This window comes from Vibrio sp. 1CM8B, assembly GCF_023161685.1.
GTDB classification, from domain to species: Bacteria; Pseudomonadota; Gammaproteobacteria; order Enterobacterales; family Vibrionaceae; genus Vibrio; species Vibrio coralliirubri.
This window is the reverse complement of the sequence record NZ_JALNTU010000005.1, coordinates 258,177-279,622: the sequence shown is the minus strand read 5'-3', so window position 1 is coordinate 279,622 and position 21,446 is coordinate 258,177. Positions and strand designations below refer to the sequence as shown.

Sequence of the window (21,446 nt, the reverse complement as noted above, 5' to 3'; positions counted from 1 at the left end):
TTGCATTAAACGGCGCTTGGTTAAAACTCAAACCAGCAAGACTCTTGTGAGTTATTCAAATTAAGAGCCACCTACTTATTAGGTGGTTTTTTTGTGCCTGTAATTTAAGGAAAATGCCCTTCCAAAGAAAACTCATTTCAGCGAGTGGTTTATCAATAGTGAATGGCTACATCGCTTATTTAACGAGTGAATATTATTGGTTTGAAATTTAGCTTTTTAATTAATATTAAATCGCAGGTAGCAGCCTTGATTGGGTTGGGCTAGATGATAGCGTTAGCTCACCCAAAACAAGGAGAATAGGATGAAGAACATAATTAAGTATGGATTGGCACTGGGGGCGCTAAGCGTAAGTGCGTTGGTTTCGGCACAACCCGTTGTATTGATAAACACTTTTTCAGTCGAGCCAGCCCATGAAGCTGCGACATTAACGTATTGGGAAGATGCGCGAGATGTATTGGTGAAGCAACCCGGATATATCTCTACCAAATTGCACCGCTCTTTAAGCTCGGACGCGACATACCGCTTTATCAATGTCGCTGAATGGGAAAGTAAGAAGCAATTCCATGATGCAATACAAGTGATGAGAAAAGAGCTACCACCTCTAAAAATCGAAGGGGTTTCTGCTGACCCTAACTTGTATGAAATTATTCGCGACTAATTAGGAAACCACATAATGAAAACAATTCGAGGAACCTTTTTAGCTATTTTTAGCTTTCTATTTTCAGCGATTCTATTCTCTAGCTATAGCCATGCTGCGGCATACGGCGTGTCAGTGGCTTGGAAAACTGATGATGCTCAAGCGGTATTTGAGGCAATGCCTCATCAGCAGAAAGCCTTTGCTAACTTAGTTGATGCAGGCTTGGTCCACGACATGTTCGTATCAGAAAGCTTTGTCGGAGATAAGAAGTTTCCGATCATCAAGTTTGTGATTGAAGCGGACAGTGAGCAGCACGTTCGTGAGTTGATTGGGAACTTACCATTCCAATTTAAAGAGCTTGTCGAGGTGACTGAAATCAGAGACATCGGTAATAAGTGGTTAAACACTGAAGTCGCTTTCAAAAACTACGCAGTCGAACTCGCTTGGACAGAGCCTGAGAATCAATTCATTGTCGATGAGATTATCAGCCAAGATTTACAAATGGTTGTCGATTGGAGCGCTCAAGGCGTGATTACGTCTGCTTACTTAAAGCATCAAGAAATAGCTCAAGAGAAGCCAAACCAAAAAGCGATGATCAGACCTATCTACTCAATGGCAATATTGGCTAAAGACGAACAACAAGCTCGCGAAGTTGCTAGCCAGTTGAATGCAGTAAAGCTAGGCTTTGCTGAAGTCATGGTCAGTGAACTGGGCTTTAAACTAGACCTATAAATAAATGAGATCTATAGACAATAAGAACTAAAGAAAACGAAAGCTATCGAAAACGAGAATTATCAAAATCAATCGATGTAGCTTTCTTTCTATAGACCTCATTAGTTGTTCTAATGGCTAGGCTTTGTACTAAGGTGAGTGAGTCTGCGTGACTCACTCACCTTATTGTTATTTTATCTTGTTACCTGCTGAGCTTATATTTGGCTTAATTATTGGCTAAACTTATCACTATTCTTTTCTATGTATGGTTTGGCATTAGCTCGACCAAACAAACACCTTTTTGATGACCTTTTTATTTATGAACACCTCGCCGAAATGAACGCCAGTAGCCCTGAAAAAATCATCTTAGACGCTTCGGGTATCGAGATGATTAACAACACACTCATTGATTCGAACTTGGACAAGCGGGTGACTTTGTCTCCCTCAGAAGCCTTGATTCTTGAGTTCTTAGTGAAGAACAGCCCCAAAGCTGTGGGTCGCGACTTCTTGCTTGAGCATTGTTGGCCAGGCAGGGTGGTGACAGGCAGTTCGCTTAATGTTGCAGTGAAGAACATTCGTACAGCATTAGGTTCACTTAAGTGTGATTGCAAAATATTAACGGTGCAAAAGGAAGGGTACAGTTTTAGCAGGCCTCAACAGCTTGGTGGCTACTTATCAACACCCACCTCGGCTATTCAAGTTGAACTACCTCAATATGAATCGTCTCGAGTTGAAGCGCTTAAAGAAACCTCAGTATCAAGGAGCTCGAGTACTGAGCGTGGTGATAATGAACGTGAACCAGCCTTAACGAAGCAACCAGACTCGTATAAACAGCGTCAGGTGCAGCATTTTGTCGCGCGTCATCGCTCTCGTATCTCAGGAATATTAGTCAGCGGATTTCTTCTCATGCTCTTTTATCAGTTTGCTTTTTTTATGGATAAAACGAGTTATCACGGCATGGATGTTTATCACGACAGTTTGAATTTTGATCAAGAGCTTTTAACTGAGTTGAATACTGTGTCAGAACTCGGTGTTGAGTCACTCTACCTGCATCGCATTGGCGTTGGGTGTCAGAACATTCAAGCCGTTGCTTTGATAAACGGGCGCTGGAAAGAGATGAGCCATCAGTTTAAATCGCTCTCTTGTGATGACGACAATGACGATGAGCGAGGATAGCCGATATGAATCGTAAGTTTTGGATGCCTATCTTGTTGACGCTTTTTGTGATTCTAAATGTAGGCTTAATTTCTGGGCTCGCAACCAAAAGTACTTATAAATTCACCGCAGAATATCCGATGATAGGCTGGGAGAAAATCTCACTTCGATTGGAAAATGGTCGAGTTAAAATGCAGTACATTGGTTACGACATGGATGGGAATGTCGTCCAAACCAAGCAAATGTTTGGTGTGTTCTTACGCTGGGGGAATCACTACTACCTTTATCAATTGGACCAAGAGCAGGCCCAAGATAAACAGACATTCAATATCAAGCACTTATACATTCAACAAACCCAAGGTAAGCGCAGTGTGTTGGTATCGAATCAGCGCGGCCTTTATGTAACGAAAAAAGGCGCACCATTAGAACTTAAAGGCATCATGCGTGGCGATCGATTACGTTAATACAGAGGCTTAACGCGAATAGAAAGCCTGTGGTTAGCTTTTACCGAGGACGTTCAACTTAGTTTTGATAAAGTCACTGTGGTCAACGTAGAGCAGTTCTGCTGTTTTACGGATCACAGAGTCTTCGATAGGGTCAATTTCCCCGTCGGCATGCGCCACTTCCCACATCGCTTTGATTAAGTCGATTCGCACTGGCTGAGAAAGGTCTCTGAGTTGCGATGTAAAGTCATACAGCGATACTGATTGCTCTACTTTCGGCTCTGCTTGCTCGAGCAGCATCTTTGCTTGTTCTTCATCTAAATCCAGCAAGCGTTGCAGAAGCTGTAGCTTAGCGACTCTTTCTGATTCATTGATCTGATGGTCGGCTCCCGCAACTTCACACAACAAACTCGCGATGGCGATATTAGGTGATGTGCCTTGGTTTTTGCTTAGGTCCTGGCCTTCAATCAATTGTTTAAACATTGATGTGAGAGAATTGAACATAACGAGCTCCAGTTAAAATTTGTATCGGGTTCCGTAACGCTGATAGCTATCAACTATAACCATAACTATTGGGTCTACAGAGTGTGATCGCAAGCGTCTTTACTAAAAACTGACATTACGGATACGCGAGCGATAAGGAGCACTTCCTAGTCCGGTTCCGGAAAACGCGTAACCTTACCATCGCCGCTCAGGGTGGTGATCGATTGCGGTTTCCCATCATTGTCTAGCCTCAATTCTCCAATCGCACTGCGGTTTGAAAGGCGATAGAAGGTTTGATTGTCGGGGCTTCGCTTTTCGATCTTCAAGCGTTTACGCTTAGTGAAGTAGTTCAAAACTGAGCGAGGGCTGTATAACAGGCGGTCCCATACATCGCAGAATTTAAGCAGCGGAGCAGGGAACTGATTTTTAATACCACTACAGGTGATTTGATAGATGTTCGGGCTGTTGCGACGATACCTAAGCTTGATGTCATAAGCGAAGGAGTAGTGAACGTCACCAGAAAGTACCACGAAGTTGGTTGGTGTTTTGGTATGGGTAAAGATGCTGATCAGTGTATTAGCACTGCCCGGATGTGCCATCCAGTTTTCAGCGTCAATCACTAATGGCTTGCCGATTGTGGTCGCCATCTTTTGCAGTGTTTCAATAAACTTCACGCCAAACATCGGTGCAGCAGAAACGATCACCACTTTATCTTGATTCATTAACTGATGTTGAAACTCAATCAAGGCTTCCCAGTCCATTAAACCTGAAGGCTTGTTCATGCGTGACTCTGAACGCCAACGACGCGTTCGAGTATCCAACACAATGACTTTAGGTGAGGTATCTATTGTGTAATGCCACTCTTCAAAGCGACTCAGCATCTCAATGAAGGCTTGATGCTTGTCTGGCTCGATATTGCTGACAGAGTGAGTAGTCGCTGCATTGCCGGCTTCGCTATGCGTTTGTTTAGTAATACGCGGTTGTTTAGTCATGAGCGGTTGATCGACAAAAAGCTGTTTTGCTTGCTCGATAAACGTTTCGTCGAAGCTCTCCGGTTTGTTACCCCAACCCTGACACATCCAGTAAGCCGCGAGGCCGTTGCCAATGACTTGAGTGGCGAACTGGTTTTGGTCGACGGCATGTTCCCAGCCCACGGTAAGGTTCCAATCATCAGTCACATCGTGATCATCAAAGATCATGTACGTTGGAATATGCGCGAACAGACGTTGTACTTGCGGTAAGCCAGCAATGAAATCATCCATGATGACGCTTTCATCACGCCACTGTTGCTGCTCAGTCGGTGTTAATTGGCGTCCACCTTGAGTGAAGTTATTCTCAATTAAACGCTCTCGATTGACGCATTGCCACAGTGTCGGAGACCAAACCAACAAGTACATCGCGATAAACTCAGACAGTGTGACCAAGTGGTTTTCACAATCGGTAGAGCTAAAAATCGGCACGCCACGATTCGGGAAGAACTTATCGAGCATGGATTCTGAAGCGGTGTGGTGCGGTAAATAGTGATGACGCTGATATAAGTGATATTCACTGTTATACAGAGCGTCACTGCTGTTGATTTGTTTAATTTGCGAATCAGTCGGTAAGCTCTCGCCTACAAGGCCAAGCAGTTGAATCACTTGCTGAATAGCATCAAGCGTTGGGCCTGCCACATGGTCGGCGTAGATCTGATCGCCGCTCATCATCAGCATGTCGGGTCTTTCAGCGACGGTTTGATCGGCCATCTTGTTGTCGGCTGCGACTAGACTGTCCTTGCTTGGATGATGCGGATTGCGGCAAGAGCCATGCAGAATGTAATCAGCCGAGGTCGATATCTTAAACTCAACGCGAGATTTACCGTTGTAAACAAGGTGAGGGGCGAGCTCTTTTAGTGAACCAGACTCTGTGTGAATGTCATATTCAAGAAGCGTATTAGTCGGGAATTCACCTTGTAAGCGAATTAGCGTTACCCACGCATGTGTACCGATTTGAATCGAATCATGCTCTTCAAGCGATGAGGTATAAAACGGCAGATCTTGTTCTGCTTCAGAATGCTCTTTTTCGTTCGAAAAGCCTGTTTCTTGAATGTGAAGTTCAGCTCTGCCTTTAAGAGGCGAGCTGGTGACTAACCAAAGTACCACTTCAGTCGCGGTGGTTTTTCTTAAAATGGGTCCGGCGAGTAACAGGGGAAGAGATGATGTCGTAGAGGGTTTCAATACGGTACCTAAAATCGTTAGTGGTTAGTCGTCGTGGTGTTCTTTTGTTTCGAGCTTATTCGTGTCTGGCTTTGTGGTTTCAAGCTGTGATGCTTCAAGTTCTACTGAGTCAGATTCTGTTGTTTTATGCTCTGCAATCTCAGGCTCTGTCGTTTCAGATTCCGTTGATTCAAGTATTTCGATAACTTCCGAGCTAGAAAGTTCATGGCCCATTAGAAATACTGCCAATAGGGCATCGGCTTTGGTCTTGGTATCTGAAGGCTCGTCTAATAACAGTTCGAGCTTTTCACGAATCATAGCAATCTCGTGTTCAACAAAACCACGGCCTTCTTCATCCCCTTGATTGTCTTCAGGGGCATTATCGAATTCAAGAAATAGCATGTCACCGTCTAGTTTGGTATCCACCAAACGCTCGGGCAACCACGCCTCACCCATAACAATATCTGGATCGGAATATTTGGGTAAGTGATCTATAATGTTTTGTAATTCGGAGACTTTCACAATACTTTCATTTAACCGAGAATATTCTACATTGTAACGGTCAATGCCGAGCAAACCTAAAAATAGTTAGCCGTCATGGTTAATAAATGTCTATTCAGTAACACAATATTTATTACAAAGAGTAATTAGATAAGAATGAAGCTCAAATATTTACCGACTCTCCCTTCATCTGGGGTAGTTTTACTAGGTAGTGCTTTCCTAAGTAGCGTTTTCCTGAGTGCTAACGCGTGGGCCGCTGAAGAGCAAGAGTGGGGCATCGCTGCAATGTTCCGTACTGCGAGCATCCCTTATGACACGTCTGGTGGTGACCAATCGGTTAGCTCATTCGTACCGATGCTGTTTTTTAAGAACGATTATGTGTTCATTGACGGTACCGAGATGGGGGCATACCTCTATCAAACTGACGATGAGAAGTGGTCTTTCAATGCTATCTCTCGCATGCGCTTTATTGATATCCCGGCATCTGAGCAGAACGCGATTGAAGGCGATACGGCGGATTTCGGTGCTCAACTGACCTACCAACTTGATGATTCTTGGTCAGTTGAGATGGAATTAATGAGCGACAGTGAATACAACTTCCACGGTAACTTACGTGCTAAAGCTAAGTATGAAACCGGAGATTGGGAGTTTTACCCGAGCGCGACACTTCGTTATAAAAGTGCTGACTTCAACAGTGAGTATTACTCCGCGTCTAATGAAACCATCGGTGCCGGTGTTGACTTAAATGTTGGAGTTGAAACGCGTTACCATGTGGTTTCAAACTTGTACTTATTGGGTTCAACCAGTGTGACTCGATTGGACGACAACGCTTACGATTCTTCGATTGTTGAAGACCGTTATCAAGGTGAATTGTATCTTGGCTTTGGTTTCTTTAACGACAAAGAGAAAGCGCCAAAACCTAAACTGAGCAATGCGCCGTACTTACGTGTCGCACACGGCTGGGCAACGCCATCCAATATTGGCGACATCATGAAGTTCAATCGAGAGAAAGACGAATACAACAACCAGTTGACCTCGTTCTTCTATGGACACCCGTTAACCGATGAGATCTTTGGCTTCCCATTGGACATCTACCTAACGCCGGGTATTGCGCACCACTGGAGTTCAGACGTTCAATCAAGCAGCACCGAATACATTATCGCAATCAAGGCGTACTACACCTTTGATTGGCCAACTCAGTGGCGTGTTGGTGTGGCAGAAGGCATGTCTTATATTGATTCGATTACCTACATCGAAGGCTCTGAGATGGACCGCAAAGGTTACACCGCAAGCCATCTGTTGAACTACTTAGACTTCTCATTTGATGTCAACGTCGGCGACTTGATCGGTAAGAATGACTTGAACAACTTATGGTTCGGTTATTCATTGCATCACCGTTCTGCAATCTTTGAAAACGCGTCCCAGTTCGGACGAATCAAAGGCGGCAGTAACTACAACACGGTTTACTTCCAGTACGAGTTCTAAGGTTAGTTTTGAAACGTCGTTTTTAGCCGTAGTTGACTAAGTACGACTTACATTTGACCGAGCTTTCATAGCTCCTGCGAGTGTTAGCTAGATTAATCAGCCTGATAGCAAAAGGTTTTCCCTTTGCTGTCAGGCTTTTTTGTTTGAGACTTGTGATATAATCGCGCGAGTTTAATAAGTACAAGAATAGGACACGCTTTGACTTCGTCTCCGGAAAAAGCAGATAACAACAAGAATGCAGCACAGCCAAGTTCTTCACAGAGCAAAGCGAAATCAAATAAGCCTGTATCGAACCGACCTGCTAAACAATTAAATGCTGAACAATCAAATACCAAAAAAGCTGATCAATCAGCGATAAACAACAAATCATCTCAGAATAGCCCAGCCTCTCTTCGTAAAGCGCTCAACGAATGTATGATGCGCGATCGCTTCCGTTTGAGTAAGCGAATTGCTGGTGCGAGCAAAATTAAGAACGAACAAGCTAAGCACGCTGTCTTTGATGAGATTGCGTTAGACATTGCTAAGTCAATGATGACGGCAACTCAGCGTGCGGCACAGAAACCAACGATTGAATACCCAGAAATTCTACCGGTTAGCCAAAAACGCGAAGACATCGCGAAAGCCATCGCTGAAAACCAAGTGGTTATCGTGGCGGGTGAAACGGGTTCGGGTAAAACCACTCAGTTACCAAAAATCTGTTCTGAGCTTGGCCGCGGCCGCTTTGGCTTAATTGGTCACACTCAGCCTCGTCGTCTTGCGGCGCGCTCGGTTGCGAACCGTATTGCTGAAGAGATGGAAACACAGCTTGGTGAGTTTGTTGGTTATAAGGTTCGATTTAACGATCAGATTTCTGACAACACCCAAATCAAATTGATGACCGACGGTATTCTGCTGGCGGAAATTCAACACGACCGATTCTTAAATCAGTACGACACCATCATCATCGATGAAGCGCACGAACGTAGCCTGAACATCGATTTCATCATGGGTTACCTGAAAGAGTTGCTGCCAAAGCGTCCTGATCTAAAAGTGATCATCACGTCGGCAACCATCGATCCAGAGCGTTTCTCTAAGCACTTTAACAATGCACCGATCATTGAAGTGTCTGGCCGTACTTACCCAGTTGATACGCGCTACCGCCCATTAGGTGGTGATGAAAGTGATTCAGACCGCGACCAAATCGAAGGCATCTTTGAAGCCGTTGATGAGCTGTGTGATGAAGGGCTTGGCGATATCTTGATCTTCATGAACGGTGAGCGAGAGATTCGTGATACCGCAGATGCATTGAGTAAACGCAACCTTCGTGATACTGAAATTGTTCCGCTTTACGCGCGTTTATCGGCCGGTGAACAGAACCGAATCTTCCAGTCTCATACTGGTCGACGCATCGTGCTGGCAACCAACGTGGCAGAAACCTCGTTAACCGTTCCGGGCATCAAGTATGTTATCGACCCGGGTACGGCGCGTATCAGCCGCTACAGCTATCGTACTAAGGTACAACGCCTACCGATTGAGCCGGTATCTCAAGCGAGTGCTAACCAGCGTAAAGGTCGTTGTGGTCGTGTTGCGGAAGGTATCTGTATTCGTCTGTACTCAGAGGAAGATTTCGAATCACGTCCAGAGTTTACTGACCCAGAGATCCTTCGTACTAACCTAGCATCGGTTATCCTTCAGATGACAGCGCTAGGCCTAGGCGATATTCAAGCGTTCCCATTTGTTGAAGCGCCCGATAAGCGCAACATTCAAGATGGTGTAAGGCTGCTTGAAGAGCTTGGTGCGATCGCGACTGTTGAACCGTCAGCGAACAAAAACAAGAACCACGGCGACGACAAGAAGAAGCTAACGGCGATTGGTCGTAAGCTCGCGAAGCTACCTATCGATCCACGTTTAGCGCGTATGGTTATTGAAGCGCCACGTAACCGATGCCTACACGAAGTGATGGTGATCGCGTCTGCGTTGTCGATTCAAGATCCGCGTGAGCGTCCATCAGATAAGCAACAATCGTCTGATGACAAGCACAAGCGCTTCTTCGATAAAGAATCTGATTTCATCACGTTTGTGAACCTATGGGATTACATCAAGCAGCAGCAAAAAGCGCTGTCGAGTAACCAGTTCCGCAAACAGTGTAAGCAAGATTACCTCAACTATTTACGTATCCGTGAATGGCAAGATGTGTACTTCCAAATCCACCAAGCGATGCGTGAACTGGATACTAAGTTGAATACAGAACCGGGCAGCTACGATGGCATTCACATGTCACTGCTATCAGGTTTGCTTTCGCACATCGGTATGAAAGACCAAGAGAAGAATGAGTATCAAGGTGCACGTAATGCGCGTTTCCATATCTTCCCTGCGTCTGGCTTATTTAAGAAACAGCCTAAGTGGATCATGTCTGCTGAACTGGTGGAAACCTCAAAACTTTGGGGACGTGTTATCGCGAAGATTCAACCTGAATGGATTGAACCGCTAGCGAAACACCTGATTAAACGCAGTTACAGCGAACCACATTGGTCGAAGAAACAAGCAGCGGTAATGGCACACGAAAAAGTGATGCTTTACGGAATCCCAATCGTACCTAAGCGCCTTGTGAACTACGGCGCGATTGACGCAACCGTCAGCCGTGAGTTGTTTGTACGCAGTGCATTAGTAGAAGGTGAGTGGGAAACCAAACATGCTTTCTTCAAGCAGAACCGTAAGCTTCTACAGGAAGTCGAAGAGCTAGAGCATAAATCACGTCGTCGTGACATCTTGATCGATGATGATGAACTGTTCGATTTCTATGACCAACGTGTGGGTGAAGAGGCGGTTTCTGGCCGTCACTTTGATACATGGTGGAAGAAGACCAGTCAGAAAACCCCTGAGCTGCTGAACTTTGAAAAGTCGATGCTGTTCCGAGGCGATGCTAGCCACGTTACCGATTTGGATTACCCGAACTTCTGGCATCAAAACGGTATTAAGCTCAAGCTGAGCTACCAATTTGAGCCGGGCGACGACAATGATGGTGTAACGGTACACATTCCGCTGCCTATCTTGAACCAGATCGACCAGAACGGTTTTGATTGGCAGATCCCAGGTCTACGCCAAGAGCTAGTGATTAGCTTGATTAAGTCGTTACCTAAAACGCTACGCCGTAACTTTGTACCTGCACCAAACTACGCTGATGCATTCTTGGCTCGCGTGACACCACTTGAAGCACCGTTACTGGATTCTCTTGAGAAAGAGCTACGCCGCATGACGGGTGTGGAAGTGGTACGTGATGACTGGAAGTTAGACCAGATTCCAGAGCACTTAAAGGTAACATTCCGCGCTGTCGATCATCGCAAGCGTAAGCTGAAAGAACAGAAAGATCTGCATGAGCTGAAAGAGAGCCTGAAAGATAAGGTTCAAGAAACGCTTTCTAAAGTAGCAGACGACGATATCGAGCAGCAGAACCTGCACACGTGGAGCTTTGGTGAGCTACCAAAAGTCTACCAACAGAAACGCGGCGGCTACGATGTTAAAGCCTTCCCTGCGTTGGTGGATACCAAAGACAGCGTAGAGATCAAACTGTTCGAAACCGAGCAAGAGCAGATCTCGGCAATGAAATCGGGTCAGCGTCGTTTAATCCTGTTGAACGTGCCATCACCGATCAAATACTTGCACTCTAACCTGCCGAACAAATCGAAACTTGGCTTGTACTTCAACCCATACGGACAGGTACTCGATCTTATCGATGACTGTATCGCTTGTGGTATTGATAAGCTGATTGAAGAGAAGGGCGGTTTGGTTTGGGAACCAGAGCAGTTTGAAGCACTGAAAGAACACGTACGTGCAGAGCTGGGTGATACCGTAGTTGAGATTGCTCAACAGGTTGAAACCATCCTAACCACGGCATTCAGCATCAGTAAAAAGCTGAAAGGACGCGTGGATCTTTCAATGGCATTCGCACTTTCTGACATAAAAGCTCAAGTAGAAGGTTTGATTTTTAAGGGTTTTGCCACAGAATGTGGGTGGAAACGCCTGCCGGATATTCTACGCTATATGAGAGCGATTGAACGCCGCATGGAAAAACTGCCAATTGACCCGAACAAAGATCGTCTTCATATGATCAAAGTTGAGTCAGTAATGAATGATTACAAAGAACTGTTGAATAAAATTCCAAAAGGGATCGCGGTTCCAGAAAATGTAAAAGAGGTGCGTTGGATGATAGAAGAGCTTCGTGTAAGCTTCTTCGCACAGCAGCTCGGTACGCCTTACCCAGTATCAGATAAGCGTGTTAAAAACGCGATTGATGCTTGCTAAAGGAATAAAGCTAGACGCAATGGCAAGGTTTGGGTATAAATCTTGCTTATTGCATTACTAATTGAATAGTTATTACATACAGGGCGACTTGGTGGCAATTTATTACCACTCAAGGCCTGCCACTAGGACGAAAAAGGTCGAATATGAAAAAAACGTTATTGGCACTAGCACTACTAGGTGCATCTTCAACAGCAATGGCTGATTCTTGGTTGTACGGCGGTGTAATGGGGGGCCAAAACTCATTAGGCAACAAAGAAGAAACAGCGATGGGTATCCACGTGGGTACAGGCATCCTTCCACTAATCGGTGTTGAAGCGGGTTACTGGGATCTAGGTTCTTTCGACAGCGTTAAGTACGGCAACCGTGACCTAACAAACCTAGATGCAAGCACTGCTTACCTAGCGATCAAACCAAGCATCGATTTCGGTCCTCTTCACGTATACGCGAAAGCTGGTCTTCACTCTTACGATCTTAAATCTGACGGCTTCAAGCAATCAGGTGAAGATGTAATGTACGGTGTAGGCGCTGAATACTTCATCTTTGGTCCACTATCTGTAGGCGCTAGCTACCAAAACTTCAAAATGAAAGATGACGACTCAGGCGTATTCACGCTAAACGCAACTATCCACCTACTGTAATTAAACAGTAAAACGATCGTAAATAACGGTCGGATAGTCGTTAAAGAGTTCGTGAGAATTCATAAAAAAATGCCAGCTTGATAGCTGGCATTTTTGTATCTGTTAACCGTGCAATCGCAACTCTGTTTTCTTAGAACAGATAGCGAGCGGATGGTTACTTTTTACTGTTTAGAATACGCTGGATTCTTGGGTTAATCGCTTTGCCGTGTTGGCTTTCGTACTCTTCACGTTTTAAATCGTTCAGGTTCTTCACTGAGTTAGCGGCAAGAAGGAATTGCGGCAACTCCGTTTCCAGCATGCCTTTCTCATCTAAACGCTTCGCTTCCAAGTAGTACTTCTTAAACAGACCATCCAACTTGTTTTCTGCGGTGCGCTTTAAGTCGTACAGTTTGTTTTGGATTAACCATTTTTCAATCTTGTTCACCGCAGTGCGCGACAACACACGGATACGGCTATCCAGCAACTCTTCTTCCGTTAGAGAATCTTTTAGGATCCAAAGCTCACCCATTTGCGGCGGCCAACTGTTGCCAAGCTGAATACGCTCGTGACAGTGCATTAGCACACGGTTAAGGCCGTCTGAATCAACAGAGTTAGCAAACTCAATAAACTTACCGCTTGGCTCACTACCGTACTGATATTCCCACTGTGTTTCGTACACGCTCAAGAAAGAGCCGAACACGTGAATACACCAATCCGTTAGTTCCAATTCTGCAGGATCTTGATCAACAACAGGCACTTGTTGAGACGCACCAGAATCCGCAGCTTGTGCAGCCGCTACTTTCACTTCGGTACTTTGCGCTTCAATAACGTCAGGTACTACTGAACCTTTAGGCAGAACGGTAGCGTCAGGTACAACAGGTGAAGTTGGCTCAGAAGGTTGGCTTTTTGCCTTTTTGAATGAGCTGCTGCCTGAAGCGTTCAGATGGGCTAAGCTTTTGTCGATACCCATTTCCTTGAGCTTGTCCTGCATTTCCTGAATATTGAGAGGTCTTCTGCTGTTGTTGTCTTTCATTTTGCTTCTCGTTAACTAACCAGTACTGCAACTTAGATTCGATGCGTGATATTGGCATTAGTTCATTGGCTTTGGCTTTATACCAGAGGACAAATTTTTTCCATACTAAACTATGGTCACCAGCAAGGCCGGAGAATTTAAACGCACGTTCCGCCCATGTTGGAATGATCTCTTCATCCAAATCATGCGTTGAAACGGTGTTGCTGGTCATTGAGCCTCGGCCTTGTGGGCGAGGGGCCTGTTGCATGTGTTGCATTGGCGCCGGAGCAGGCTGAAACTTAGGTGCAGGTGCAGGTGCAGGTGCAGGTGCAGTAGAGTAGACCGGAATACTATTGGTCGGTTGAACCTCAACGTGCGCCGTAGCTTGCTCTTGCTCAATGAGCATTTTGAAAACGTGAATCTCTTTTTTATCTCGATAATCTACTTTCACCTTATCGAGAAAACCTTGGTCGACTAAACACTTAAGACAGTCGGCTAAACCAAACGTAGAGAGAGCACAAAGTTGACCTGCTGTTTGTAGGCACACATTGGTGTAGCCGAATTCGTCAGCACCGTCTGCAAGCATCAATAAAACCAGCTTTTCTGCAGGGCTAGAAGTATTCACTTGCCAAGCTAAATAAGAATATTTGGCGCTCAATATCGTGTTCTCAAAAAAGGTAAGTCGTTGTCACTATTGTAAGTCACCCCTTACCGAATTTATAGCAACTTAACAGAAAACGACATTAGTAAGCCAAATATTGACCATAAGGAGACGTCTGCCCCATAAAGGCAGCATGACTCGCCAATTTTCTCGTAGCACGCTCACATCATCATCACACCTTTTGACTATTGATACATTTATCTTTCTATTCATAAATTGTATTTAATTTATAAAACACCTTGATATGATCAATATTTGCGCTATTATGACGATAAGTCAGAAATGACGAAGCGTCACAAAATGGTTAACTACATGAATTTACTATTCGTGTTAATATCTTGGATAGGAGTGTTTTAAATACTGGCGAAGCTTAGATGATAGCTAAGCTAAAATACGGACTGAGAAATTATGTTTGGCTTTGGTTGTAAAGGCGATAAACAAGGTATCTTTGGTTGCAAAGGCGTGTTGTCTAAAAAGCAGCAGTCTATCGCAGACCGAGAAGTAGAATTGATGTTGCTAGCAAAAGATCTGGTTCGAGAACAAGGGTTCGGAAACCTCACGATGGATAAGCTAACGGCAGCGAGTTCTTATTCAAAAGGTACGATATACAATCACTTTTGCAGCAAAGAGGACGTAGTTTTAGCCTTGTGTATTCACTCTTTAAAGGCCGAAGCATTAATGTTTGCTCGTTCAGGAGAGTTTGAAGGCAACACACGCGAAAAGGTCGTTGCATTACACGTTGCTTACCGAATCTATGTTCGCATGGAGCCGGTACTATCAACCTGTGCGATCATGGCAAAAAGCCCGTGGGTACTAGAGAAAGCGTCTAGTGCACGCGTAGCCGAGATGAATGAACTGGAAGAATTGGTGATTGAACAAGCCGATTTAATGGTTAACCAAGCAGTTGATGCTGGTGACCTAAAGTTCCCTTCCGGTATGGGTTCAGACGCCATCGTGTTTGCAAACTGGTCAATCGCATTTGGTTCAAATGCCTTGTCACAGAATGCTTCAAACAGTCATTGTATTAAGCGGTTACAAGACCCGTATTCAGTATTATACAACGCGAACATGCTACTAGACGGCCTCAACTGGCAGCCTCTTTCTACTGATTGGGACTACCGCAAAACTTGGCGTCGTGTAGAACAAGAACTGTTCAGCGAAGAGATTGCCTACTTAGAATCTGTAGGTCGATAGCTTCCATTAAACCCACTCATGTGGGTTTATTAATAACCATTAGTGACGATTCGTCATAAACTTAAGTTTAGCCTAGTGTGGTTTTGGTTTTCTTGAGTATATGACTAAGAATTGTGTTTTTGTCAGCTTCGGCTGGCTTTTTAAGACACAACAATGACGAATCGTCACAAATGGAGACTGTGATGGAACATGACAGCCAGAAGCCAGCTTTCGATCACCAAAATCGAGATAACCGTAACGTCGATAGCGTAAACGGGGATCTAAATAACAGTTGGCACTCAATACCGACCAAGCGTTCGTTTATCGTTCTGCTGGTGGTTTTTTCAATCATCATTCTCTCTGCATTAGGGGCAAAGAACCTCTACTTTAGAGGGGACTACAACATCTTCTTCGAAGGCACCAACAAACAGTTGATGGCATTTGATGAGATCCAAACTACGTTTGCGAAAACCGACAACCTTGCGATTGTTGTCGCCCCTGAAGATGGCAATGTCTTCACCCCAGAAACTCTCACCTTAATTCAAAACCTCACGGTCGATGCGTGGCAGATCCCGTACTCAAGCCGTGTCGATTCCCTTGCCAATTATCAGCATACCGAAGCCATTGAAGATGACCTCTTAGTGGAAGACCTGCTGTATGAAGAATACGAGCACACGCCCGAGCGAATCGCCAAAGTCAAACAGATCGCCCTAAACGAACCACTGCTTAAGAATGCCTTGGTGTCAGCCTCTGGCGACGTGACCATTGTGAACGTCACCGTGCAATTGCCAGAAGTGGATAAGACCGCGGAAGTGCAAGAGGTGATTGCGGCCATCAACGCCATGATCGGCAAGTACCAAGCTCAGTACCCAAATGTCGAATTCCATAAAGCGGGTATCATAGCCATGAATAACGCCTTTATGACCTCGGCTCAAGAAGACAGCTCAACGCTGGTACCATTAATGCTATTGGTGGTGTTGGTGTTCCTGACCTTTATGTTGCGCTCGCTCTTTAGTGTGGTGGCGACGCTTATTGTGATCATCTCTTCAATCGTTGCCACCATGGGTTTATCTGGTTGGGCAGGGATGTTCCTCAGCACCGCAACGGTCAACGTTCCAACCTTGGTATTAACCCTTGCCGTTGCCGATTGTGTTCACGTGATTGTGACTATGAGACAAGCCATGCAGCGCGGGATGGCGAAAGCACAAGCCATTCAATACAGCATCAAGCTCAATGCGATGCCGATTCTGATCACCTCAGTGACGACTGCGATCGGTTTCTTGATGATGAACATGTCGGATTCTCCAGTGCTGCGTGATTTCGGTAACTTGTCGGCGTTGGGCGTACTCATCGCGTGCTTCCTATCTGTAACTATGCTGCCTGCATTGTTAAAACTGCTGCCAGTTAAACGCCTATCTGCCAATCCTAAGGCGGCAGACAAAGTCACCTTCATGGATAAGCTCGGTGATTTTGTGGTGACTAACCGTAAAGCACTGCTGCCGATTTCAACTCTGGTGATTGTTGGTGCTGCGGCGTTAATTCCACTCAATAAAGTGAACGATGAATCGGTGAAGTACTTCGATACCTCAAGTGAATTCAGACAAGCAGCCGACTTCATGGAACAGACCGTAAGCGGCATGACCACCATCAGCATCGCCGTGAAAACTAACGAGTCTCAAGCGATTGCCGATCCTGTGTTTTTGCAAGCGATAGGCGACTTTACTGAGTGGCTACGCGTCCAACCAGAGACCGACCACGTGGCAACGCTTTCTGATGTTTACATGCGTTTGAACAAGAATATGCATGGCGACGATGACAGCTACTACAAGCTACCGCTTAACCGTGAACTTGCCGCGCAATACCTACTGCTTTATGAGATGTCTTTGCCTTATGGCTTGGACTTGAACAACCAAATCAACGTCGATAAGTCATCGATCAAAATGGTCCTTACCGTCGATAACCTCGGCAGCGTCGAGCTAGTGGAACTCGAAGAGCGTATTTACTCATGGTTTGCCGCTAATGCGCCTCAGTATGAAGTAGTCGCGTCGAGCCCATCACTGATGTTTGCCCACATTGGTGAGACCAACATGGCGAGCATGCTCTCAACTCTGCCTATCACCTTAGTGCTTATCTCTGGCTTGATGATCTTTGCATTGCGCTCGGTTCGTTTAGGCATGATCAGCCTAGTGCCAAACATTGCGCCTGCGATCATTGGCTTTGGTTTATGGGCGCTTATCTCTGGTGAAATCAACCTTGGTTTGTCCGTGGTGGTTACGCTCACTCTGGGTATCGTGGTTGATGATGCGGTGCACTTCTTAAGTAAATACCAACGCGCCAGAATCGAAGGGAAATCAGCAGAAGAAGCGGTTCGTTACGCTTTCCACACCGTTGGACGCGCATTGTGGATCACCACTGTCGTACTCGTGGCTGGTTTCTCTGTTCTGGCGATGTCGAGCTTTAGACTCAACTCCGACATGGGCTTACTCAGTGCGATTGTGATTTTCATTGCACTGGTGGTCGACTTCATCTTACTACCAAGCTTACTGATGATCTTCGACAAACAGACTCACTATGCAGATAAACCTCAGCACGAATCGCAACCGTCTAAAACAGAGCTATCTAAAACAGCACAGCCTAACTCGACGGCCGAACTGACTACATCGACCAAATAAGGAAACGTCAGCCTGCTGCGGTGGGCTGACTCAAGGAGATATTTATGAAAAGCGTTAAACAAACATTCGTTACTACATTATTTACTGTCAGCTCGTTGACTGTGAGCACATTTGCCGCTTTCCCAGCGTTAGCAGACCCAGCGAAAGGCTTAGAAATTGCCGAGCAGCGTAAAGCGGTCGATGTTGGGTGGGGCGATTCTGTCGCAACCATGGAAATGCTACTTCGCAATAAACAGGGCGAAAGCAGCACACGCCTAATGCGATTGAAATCTTTGGAAGTCGATGACGATGGCGACAAAGGCTTAACCATTTTTGATGAGCCACGTGATGTAAAAGGTACGGCTTTCCTAAACCATTCACACATCACCAAATCCGATGACCAGTGGCTGTATCTGCCTGCACTTAAGCGTGTAAAGCGCATCTCTTCACGCAACAAATCGGGCCCGTTTATGGGCAGTGAATTTGCTTACGAAGACTTAAGCTCGTTTGAGCTAGAAAAGTACACCTTCAACTACATTGAAGACGCCAAAATCGAAGGCGTTGATACCTTTGTCTTGGAGCAAGTTCCGACCGATAAAAACTCTGGTTACACCATGCAAAAGGTATGGCTAGACCAGCAATATTACCGCCCTGTTCAAGTGGAGTTTTACGACCGTAAAGGCGCATTGCTGAAAACCCTGTCGTTCCAAGACTACAAACAATACCTAAACCAATACTGGCGCGCACACACCATGTCGATGCAAAACCACCAAACAGGCAAAAGTACTGTACTAACCACGACAGATTTAGCGTTCCAAACCGGTCTTAAGGATAAAGATTTCCAGAAAAACACACTCAAACGTGCAAAGTAAGGCAAGAATATGAAAAGGATTGTGTTAACAGGAACGCAGTTATCTTTAACCTTGGCGGCGACAGTCGGGCTTATGCAGGTGTCGTTGCCATGTGTGGCGGCAGGCTTTAGCTCTGAGTTCGTAGAACAGGTCACCCCGGAGCTAGCAGGGCAGGTTAACCTTGAACACAGGCAGTTCTTTAGCGACGGCTTGCAAGGGCAAGATAAAGGGCAAAGCTCGTTGGTGTTGCAACCAGAGTTTTATTGGGAACAACAAGAGGGCAATGGCAGCTTTACCTTCACGCCGTTTTACCGCCTAGACAGCGAAGATGATGAGCGAACTCATGGTGATGTTCGTGAAGCTCTGTACCTCACGTATTGGGATGATTACGAACTGCGAGCGGGTGTCGGGAAGGTGTTTTGGGGTGTAACCGAATCAGCGCATTTGGTGGATGTGGTAAACCAAACCGATGCCATTGAATCGGTCGATGGCGAATCTAAGTTAGGTCAGCCAATGGTCCACTTCACCTCGATCAAAGGCTGGGGAACCATAGACGCCATGTTGCTGCCATATTTTCGTGAGCGTACCTTCGCTGGGGAAGACGGCAGATTAAGGCCAACAGTGCCAGTATCCGATGATGCGTTGTACGAATCTTCGAGAGAAGAAAAGCACGTCGATGTGGCATTGCGTTATAGCCAAATGTACGGCGATTGGGATGTCGGTTTAAGTTACTTAGGCGGCACAAATCGCGACCCTTACTACCGTGTGGAAGGCAATCAGCTCAAGCCATACTACGCACAAATGCAGCACTTCGGACTCGATGTGCAAGGCATTATCGGTGACTGGTTATGGAAGCTGGAAAGCATTTATCGCGACAGCTACGACAACCACACAGGCGTGGCGACAGGCTTTGAATACACATGGGTTGGGGCGCTTGAATCGTATTGGGACATCGGCTTCATTGCTGAATACCTGTATGACAGCCGAGGCAACAATGCCCAAACCATCGGCCAAAACGATGTGTTCCTCGGGGCTCGCTTCGCCTTGAATGATGAAGACGGCACCGAAGTATTAACGGGCATTACTCAAGACTTAGATAACAGCGATGTCTACAGTGCGAAGCTAGAAGCTTCAAGCCGTATCAATAACAACCTCAAGTGGCGACTGAATGCTTGGTTGTTTGAGAACGAAACCCCAGAAGACTTATTGTTCTTCGCTCGTAAGGATGATTTTGTTGAGGTAGCGTTGGAATATTATTTCTAGTGTTAGTTTGGTGGGGCGTTCTTGTTAAAGGGGGCGTCTCAGATTTAAGACGCGCTATATTTATAATGTTCAACGTCATCTTTTTATAAAATAGAGCAAATAATCGAATAGTCCCACAGGTAAGATGGTTATATTTTTTGAGTATCTATAACCTCCGAATATGCATGTAAATCGTGCTGGTGGTATCGGCCCTAAGGGATCTATGAGTTTATTTAATTGGGATCAAAACTTTGAAACGGGCATTGGTGTTGTCGATGAACAACATCAATACCTTGTTGGTTTTATCAACCACTACGGAAATCTTTTGTCAGAGAATACAATCTCTATAGACGACATTAACATCGCTTTACTTGATCTCACACGCTATGCCGAATTTCACTTTAAAGAAGAAGAATCTTTGATGAGAGATTGCGGTGTACATCAGTTACACATTGAAGAACACATCAAAGCGCATCGTGTGTTTATGCAAGATATCTACAGTATGCAAGCTTTCATCTTGGAAGAAGATCAGGTGTCAGCACGGCAGTTATTGGACTTCCTCATCCATTGGCTTGCTTACCACATTCTCGGCATCGACCAAAACATGGCGCGACAAATCACCGCCATAGAAGAGGGCGCAACACCTCTACAAGCCTTTGAAGCAGAAGAAAAGCAGCAAGATTCTGCGACTGTCCCGCTGTTGGCTGCGCTTAACGGCCTGTTTGAACAAGTCTCTGAACGAAACAAACAGTTGTTACGCTTCAATCAGTTACTCGAAGACAAAGTCGAGGAACGGACGGCAGAATTGAAACGAGCGAGTAAGAAACTTGAAGAACTGTCGTTAACAGACTCACTCACTCATTTACCTAACCGCCGCAGTGCCTTTAAACAGTTAGCGCTACATTGGCAAGACTCCAAAGAACTGGGTATGCCTTTAGTGTGCATTATGATTGATGCCGACAACTTCAAGCGCATTAATGACACCAGTGGTCATGATGCAGGTGATTTGGTTCTACAAACCCTCTCGCGTGAACTGAAAAATACGTTCCGTAATGATGATATTGTTTGCCGGTTAGGTGGCGATGAGTTCTTGGTTATTTGCCCTAACACCGACCTCAAAGGTGGCATGCACATCGCGGAAACGGCTCGCCAGAAAGTGTCTGAATTAGAGGTTGAAACCAGTCATCAAGTTTGGATTGGCAGTATTAGTGTCGGTGTGGCTGAAATAACTCAAGAATTCGGCTCAATGAACGAGTTAATTAAAGCCGCCGATGAGTCTGTTTATCTAGCGAAAAGTGCAGGCAAAAACAGTGTTTGTTCGATTCAGATTTAAAACTGGTTTATTTCAAGT

Annotated in this window: 17 protein-coding genes; 12 read left to right on the top strand and 5 right to left on the bottom strand. The window is 45.4% G+C overall.

Translation table 11 applies throughout. The annotated features are described in order from the left end of the window. Positions 1-301 precede the first annotated feature (301 nt). The 4 genes from MSG36_RS12700 to MSG36_RS12685 all read left to right on the top strand — a co-directional run bounded on the left by MSG36_RS12700 (position 302) and on the right by MSG36_RS12685 (position 2,967). Positions 302-658, top strand: a complete 357-nt coding sequence (locus tag MSG36_RS12700) for an antibiotic biosynthesis monooxygenase family protein (RefSeq protein WP_048609176.1) — start codon at positions 302-304, stop codon at positions 656-658. Positions 659-673: 15 nt separating this feature from the next. Next, on the top strand, positions 674-1,369 hold the full coding sequence (locus MSG36_RS12695; RefSeq protein ID WP_050654444.1) for a hypothetical protein: 696 nt from the start codon (positions 674-676) through the stop codon (positions 1,367-1,369). A gap of 315 nt (positions 1,370-1,684) precedes the next feature. Next, positions 1,685-2,524 (top strand): helix-turn-helix domain-containing protein, encoded by an 840-nt coding sequence (locus MSG36_RS12690; protein WP_248368177.1) that lies wholly within the window; start codon positions 1,685-1,687, stop codon positions 2,522-2,524. Between the two features lie 5 nt (positions 2,525-2,529). Then, positions 2,530-2,967: a hypothetical protein gene (locus tag MSG36_RS12685; protein WP_248368176.1), complete on the top strand. Its 438-nt coding sequence runs from the start codon at positions 2,530-2,532 to the stop codon at positions 2,965-2,967. A gap of 33 nt (positions 2,968-3,000) precedes the next feature. Here the strand turns inward: MSG36_RS12685 and MSG36_RS12680 are convergent, their stop codons facing one another. From MSG36_RS12680 to MSG36_RS12670, 3 genes are all read right to left on the bottom strand, one after another. Further along, the gene (locus MSG36_RS12680; protein ID WP_248368175.1) at positions 3,001-3,450 is read right to left on the bottom strand and encodes a TerB family tellurite resistance protein; all 450 of its coding nucleotides are present in this window, start codon (positions 3,448-3,450) and stop codon (positions 3,001-3,003) included. A 146-nt stretch (positions 3,451-3,596) separates the two neighbouring features. Continuing rightward, on the bottom strand, positions 3,597-5,642 hold the full coding sequence (locus tag MSG36_RS12675; RefSeq protein WP_248368174.1) for an alkaline phosphatase family protein: 2,046 nt from the start codon (positions 5,640-5,642) through the stop codon (positions 3,597-3,599). Positions 5,643-5,666: 24 nt separating this feature from the next. Then, entirely contained in the window at positions 5,667-6,197 is a 531-nt protein-coding gene (locus tag MSG36_RS12670) for a hypothetical protein (protein WP_248368172.1), read from the bottom strand. An 81-nt stretch (positions 6,198-6,278) separates the two neighbouring features. Here MSG36_RS12670 and MSG36_RS12665 point away from each other — a divergent pair, with 81 nt between their 5' ends. From MSG36_RS12665 to MSG36_RS12655, 3 genes are all read left to right on the top strand, one after another. Further along, the gene (locus tag MSG36_RS12665) at positions 6,279-7,607 is read left to right on the top strand and encodes a MipA/OmpV family protein (RefSeq protein ID WP_248368170.1); all 1,329 of its coding nucleotides are present in this window, start codon (positions 6,279-6,281) and stop codon (positions 7,605-7,607) included. Between the two features lie 198 nt (positions 7,608-7,805). Then, positions 7,806-11,888 carry an ATP-dependent RNA helicase HrpA gene (gene hrpA, locus MSG36_RS12660; RefSeq protein WP_248368168.1) on the top strand — a complete coding sequence of 1,361 codons (4,083 nt, stop codon included), beginning with the start codon at positions 7,806-7,808 and terminating at the stop codon, positions 11,886-11,888. A 143-nt stretch (positions 11,889-12,031) separates the two neighbouring features. Then, on the top strand, positions 12,032-12,526 hold the full coding sequence (locus MSG36_RS12655) for an outer membrane beta-barrel protein (RefSeq protein WP_050650132.1): 495 nt from the start codon (positions 12,032-12,034) through the stop codon (positions 12,524-12,526). A gap of 154 nt (positions 12,527-12,680) precedes the next feature. Here the strand turns inward: MSG36_RS12655 and MSG36_RS12650 are convergent, their stop codons facing one another. Then, positions 12,681-13,475, bottom strand: coding sequence for a hypothetical protein (locus MSG36_RS12650; protein WP_248368166.1), 795 nt, complete (start codon positions 13,473-13,475; stop codon positions 12,681-12,683). Beyond that, entirely contained in the window at positions 13,396-14,175 is a 780-nt protein-coding gene (locus MSG36_RS12645) for a hypothetical protein (protein ID WP_248368163.1), read from the bottom strand. The genes MSG36_RS12650 and MSG36_RS12645 overlap by 80 nt, the downstream gene beginning before the upstream one ends. Positions 14,176-14,586: 411 nt before the next feature. Here MSG36_RS12645 and MSG36_RS12640 point away from each other — a divergent pair, with 411 nt between their 5' ends. From MSG36_RS12640 to MSG36_RS12620, 5 genes are all read left to right on the top strand, one after another. Further along, on the top strand, positions 14,587-15,372 hold the full coding sequence (locus tag MSG36_RS12640) for a TetR/AcrR family transcriptional regulator (RefSeq protein WP_048611674.1): 786 nt from the start codon (positions 14,587-14,589) through the stop codon (positions 15,370-15,372). A gap of 119 nt (positions 15,373-15,491) precedes the next feature. Further along, positions 15,492-18,023 (top strand): MMPL family transporter, encoded by a 2,532-nt coding sequence (locus MSG36_RS12635; RefSeq protein WP_248368349.1) that lies wholly within the window; start codon positions 15,492-15,494, stop codon positions 18,021-18,023. Between the two features lie 44 nt (positions 18,024-18,067). Further along, positions 18,068-18,874, top strand: coding sequence for an outer membrane lipoprotein-sorting protein (locus MSG36_RS12630; protein ID WP_248368160.1), 807 nt, complete (start codon positions 18,068-18,070; stop codon positions 18,872-18,874). 9 nt (positions 18,875-18,883) lie between these two features. Beyond that, positions 18,884-20,116, top strand: a complete 1,233-nt coding sequence (locus MSG36_RS12625; RefSeq protein WP_248368157.1) for a hypothetical protein — start codon at positions 18,884-18,886, stop codon at positions 20,114-20,116. 202 nt (positions 20,117-20,318) lie between these two features. Next, entirely contained in the window at positions 20,319-21,428 is a 1,110-nt protein-coding gene (locus MSG36_RS12620) for a GGDEF domain-containing protein (RefSeq protein WP_248368154.1), read from the top strand. The last annotated feature ends 18 nt before the right edge of the window (positions 21,429-21,446 follow it).

Excerpts from the sequence above, each read along its gene's own strand:
- MSG36_RS12695 (WP_050654444.1), top strand. The coding sequence starts at position 674 with ATGAAAACAATTCGAGGAACCTTTTTAGCTATTTTTAGCTTTCTATTT.
- MSG36_RS12655 (WP_050650132.1), top strand. The coding sequence starts at position 12,032 with ATGAAAAAAACGTTATTGGCACTAGCACTACTAGGTGCATCTTCAACA.
- MSG36_RS12630 (WP_248368160.1), top strand. The coding sequence starts at position 18,068 with ATGAAAAGCGTTAAACAAACATTCGTTACTACATTATTTACTGTCAGC.
- MSG36_RS12625 (WP_248368157.1), top strand. The coding sequence starts at position 18,884 with ATGAAAAGGATTGTGTTAACAGGAACGCAGTTATCTTTAACCTTGGCG.
- MSG36_RS12690 (WP_248368177.1), top strand. The coding sequence starts at position 1,685 with ATGAACGCCAGTAGCCCTGAAAAAATCATCTTAGACGCTTCGGGTATC.
- MSG36_RS12620 (WP_248368154.1), top strand. The coding sequence starts at position 20,319 with ATGAGTTTATTTAATTGGGATCAAAACTTTGAAACGGGCATTGGTGTT.
- MSG36_RS12640 (WP_048611674.1), top strand. The coding sequence starts at position 14,587 with ATGTTTGGCTTTGGTTGTAAAGGCGATAAACAAGGTATCTTTGGTTGC.
- MSG36_RS12680 (WP_248368175.1), bottom strand. The coding sequence starts at position 3,450 with ATGTTCAATTCTCTCACATCAATGTTTAAACAATTGATTGAAGGCCAG.
- MSG36_RS12650 (WP_248368166.1), bottom strand. The coding sequence starts at position 13,475 with ATGGGTATCGACAAAAGCTTAGCCCATCTGAACGCTTCAGGCAGCAGC.
- MSG36_RS12665 (WP_248368170.1), top strand. The coding sequence starts at position 6,279 with ATGAAGCTCAAATATTTACCGACTCTCCCTTCATCTGGGGTAGTTTTA.
- MSG36_RS12685 (WP_248368176.1), top strand. The coding sequence starts at position 2,530 with ATGAATCGTAAGTTTTGGATGCCTATCTTGTTGACGCTTTTTGTGATT.
- MSG36_RS12700 (WP_048609176.1), top strand. The coding sequence starts at position 302 with ATGAAGAACATAATTAAGTATGGATTGGCACTGGGGGCGCTAAGCGTA.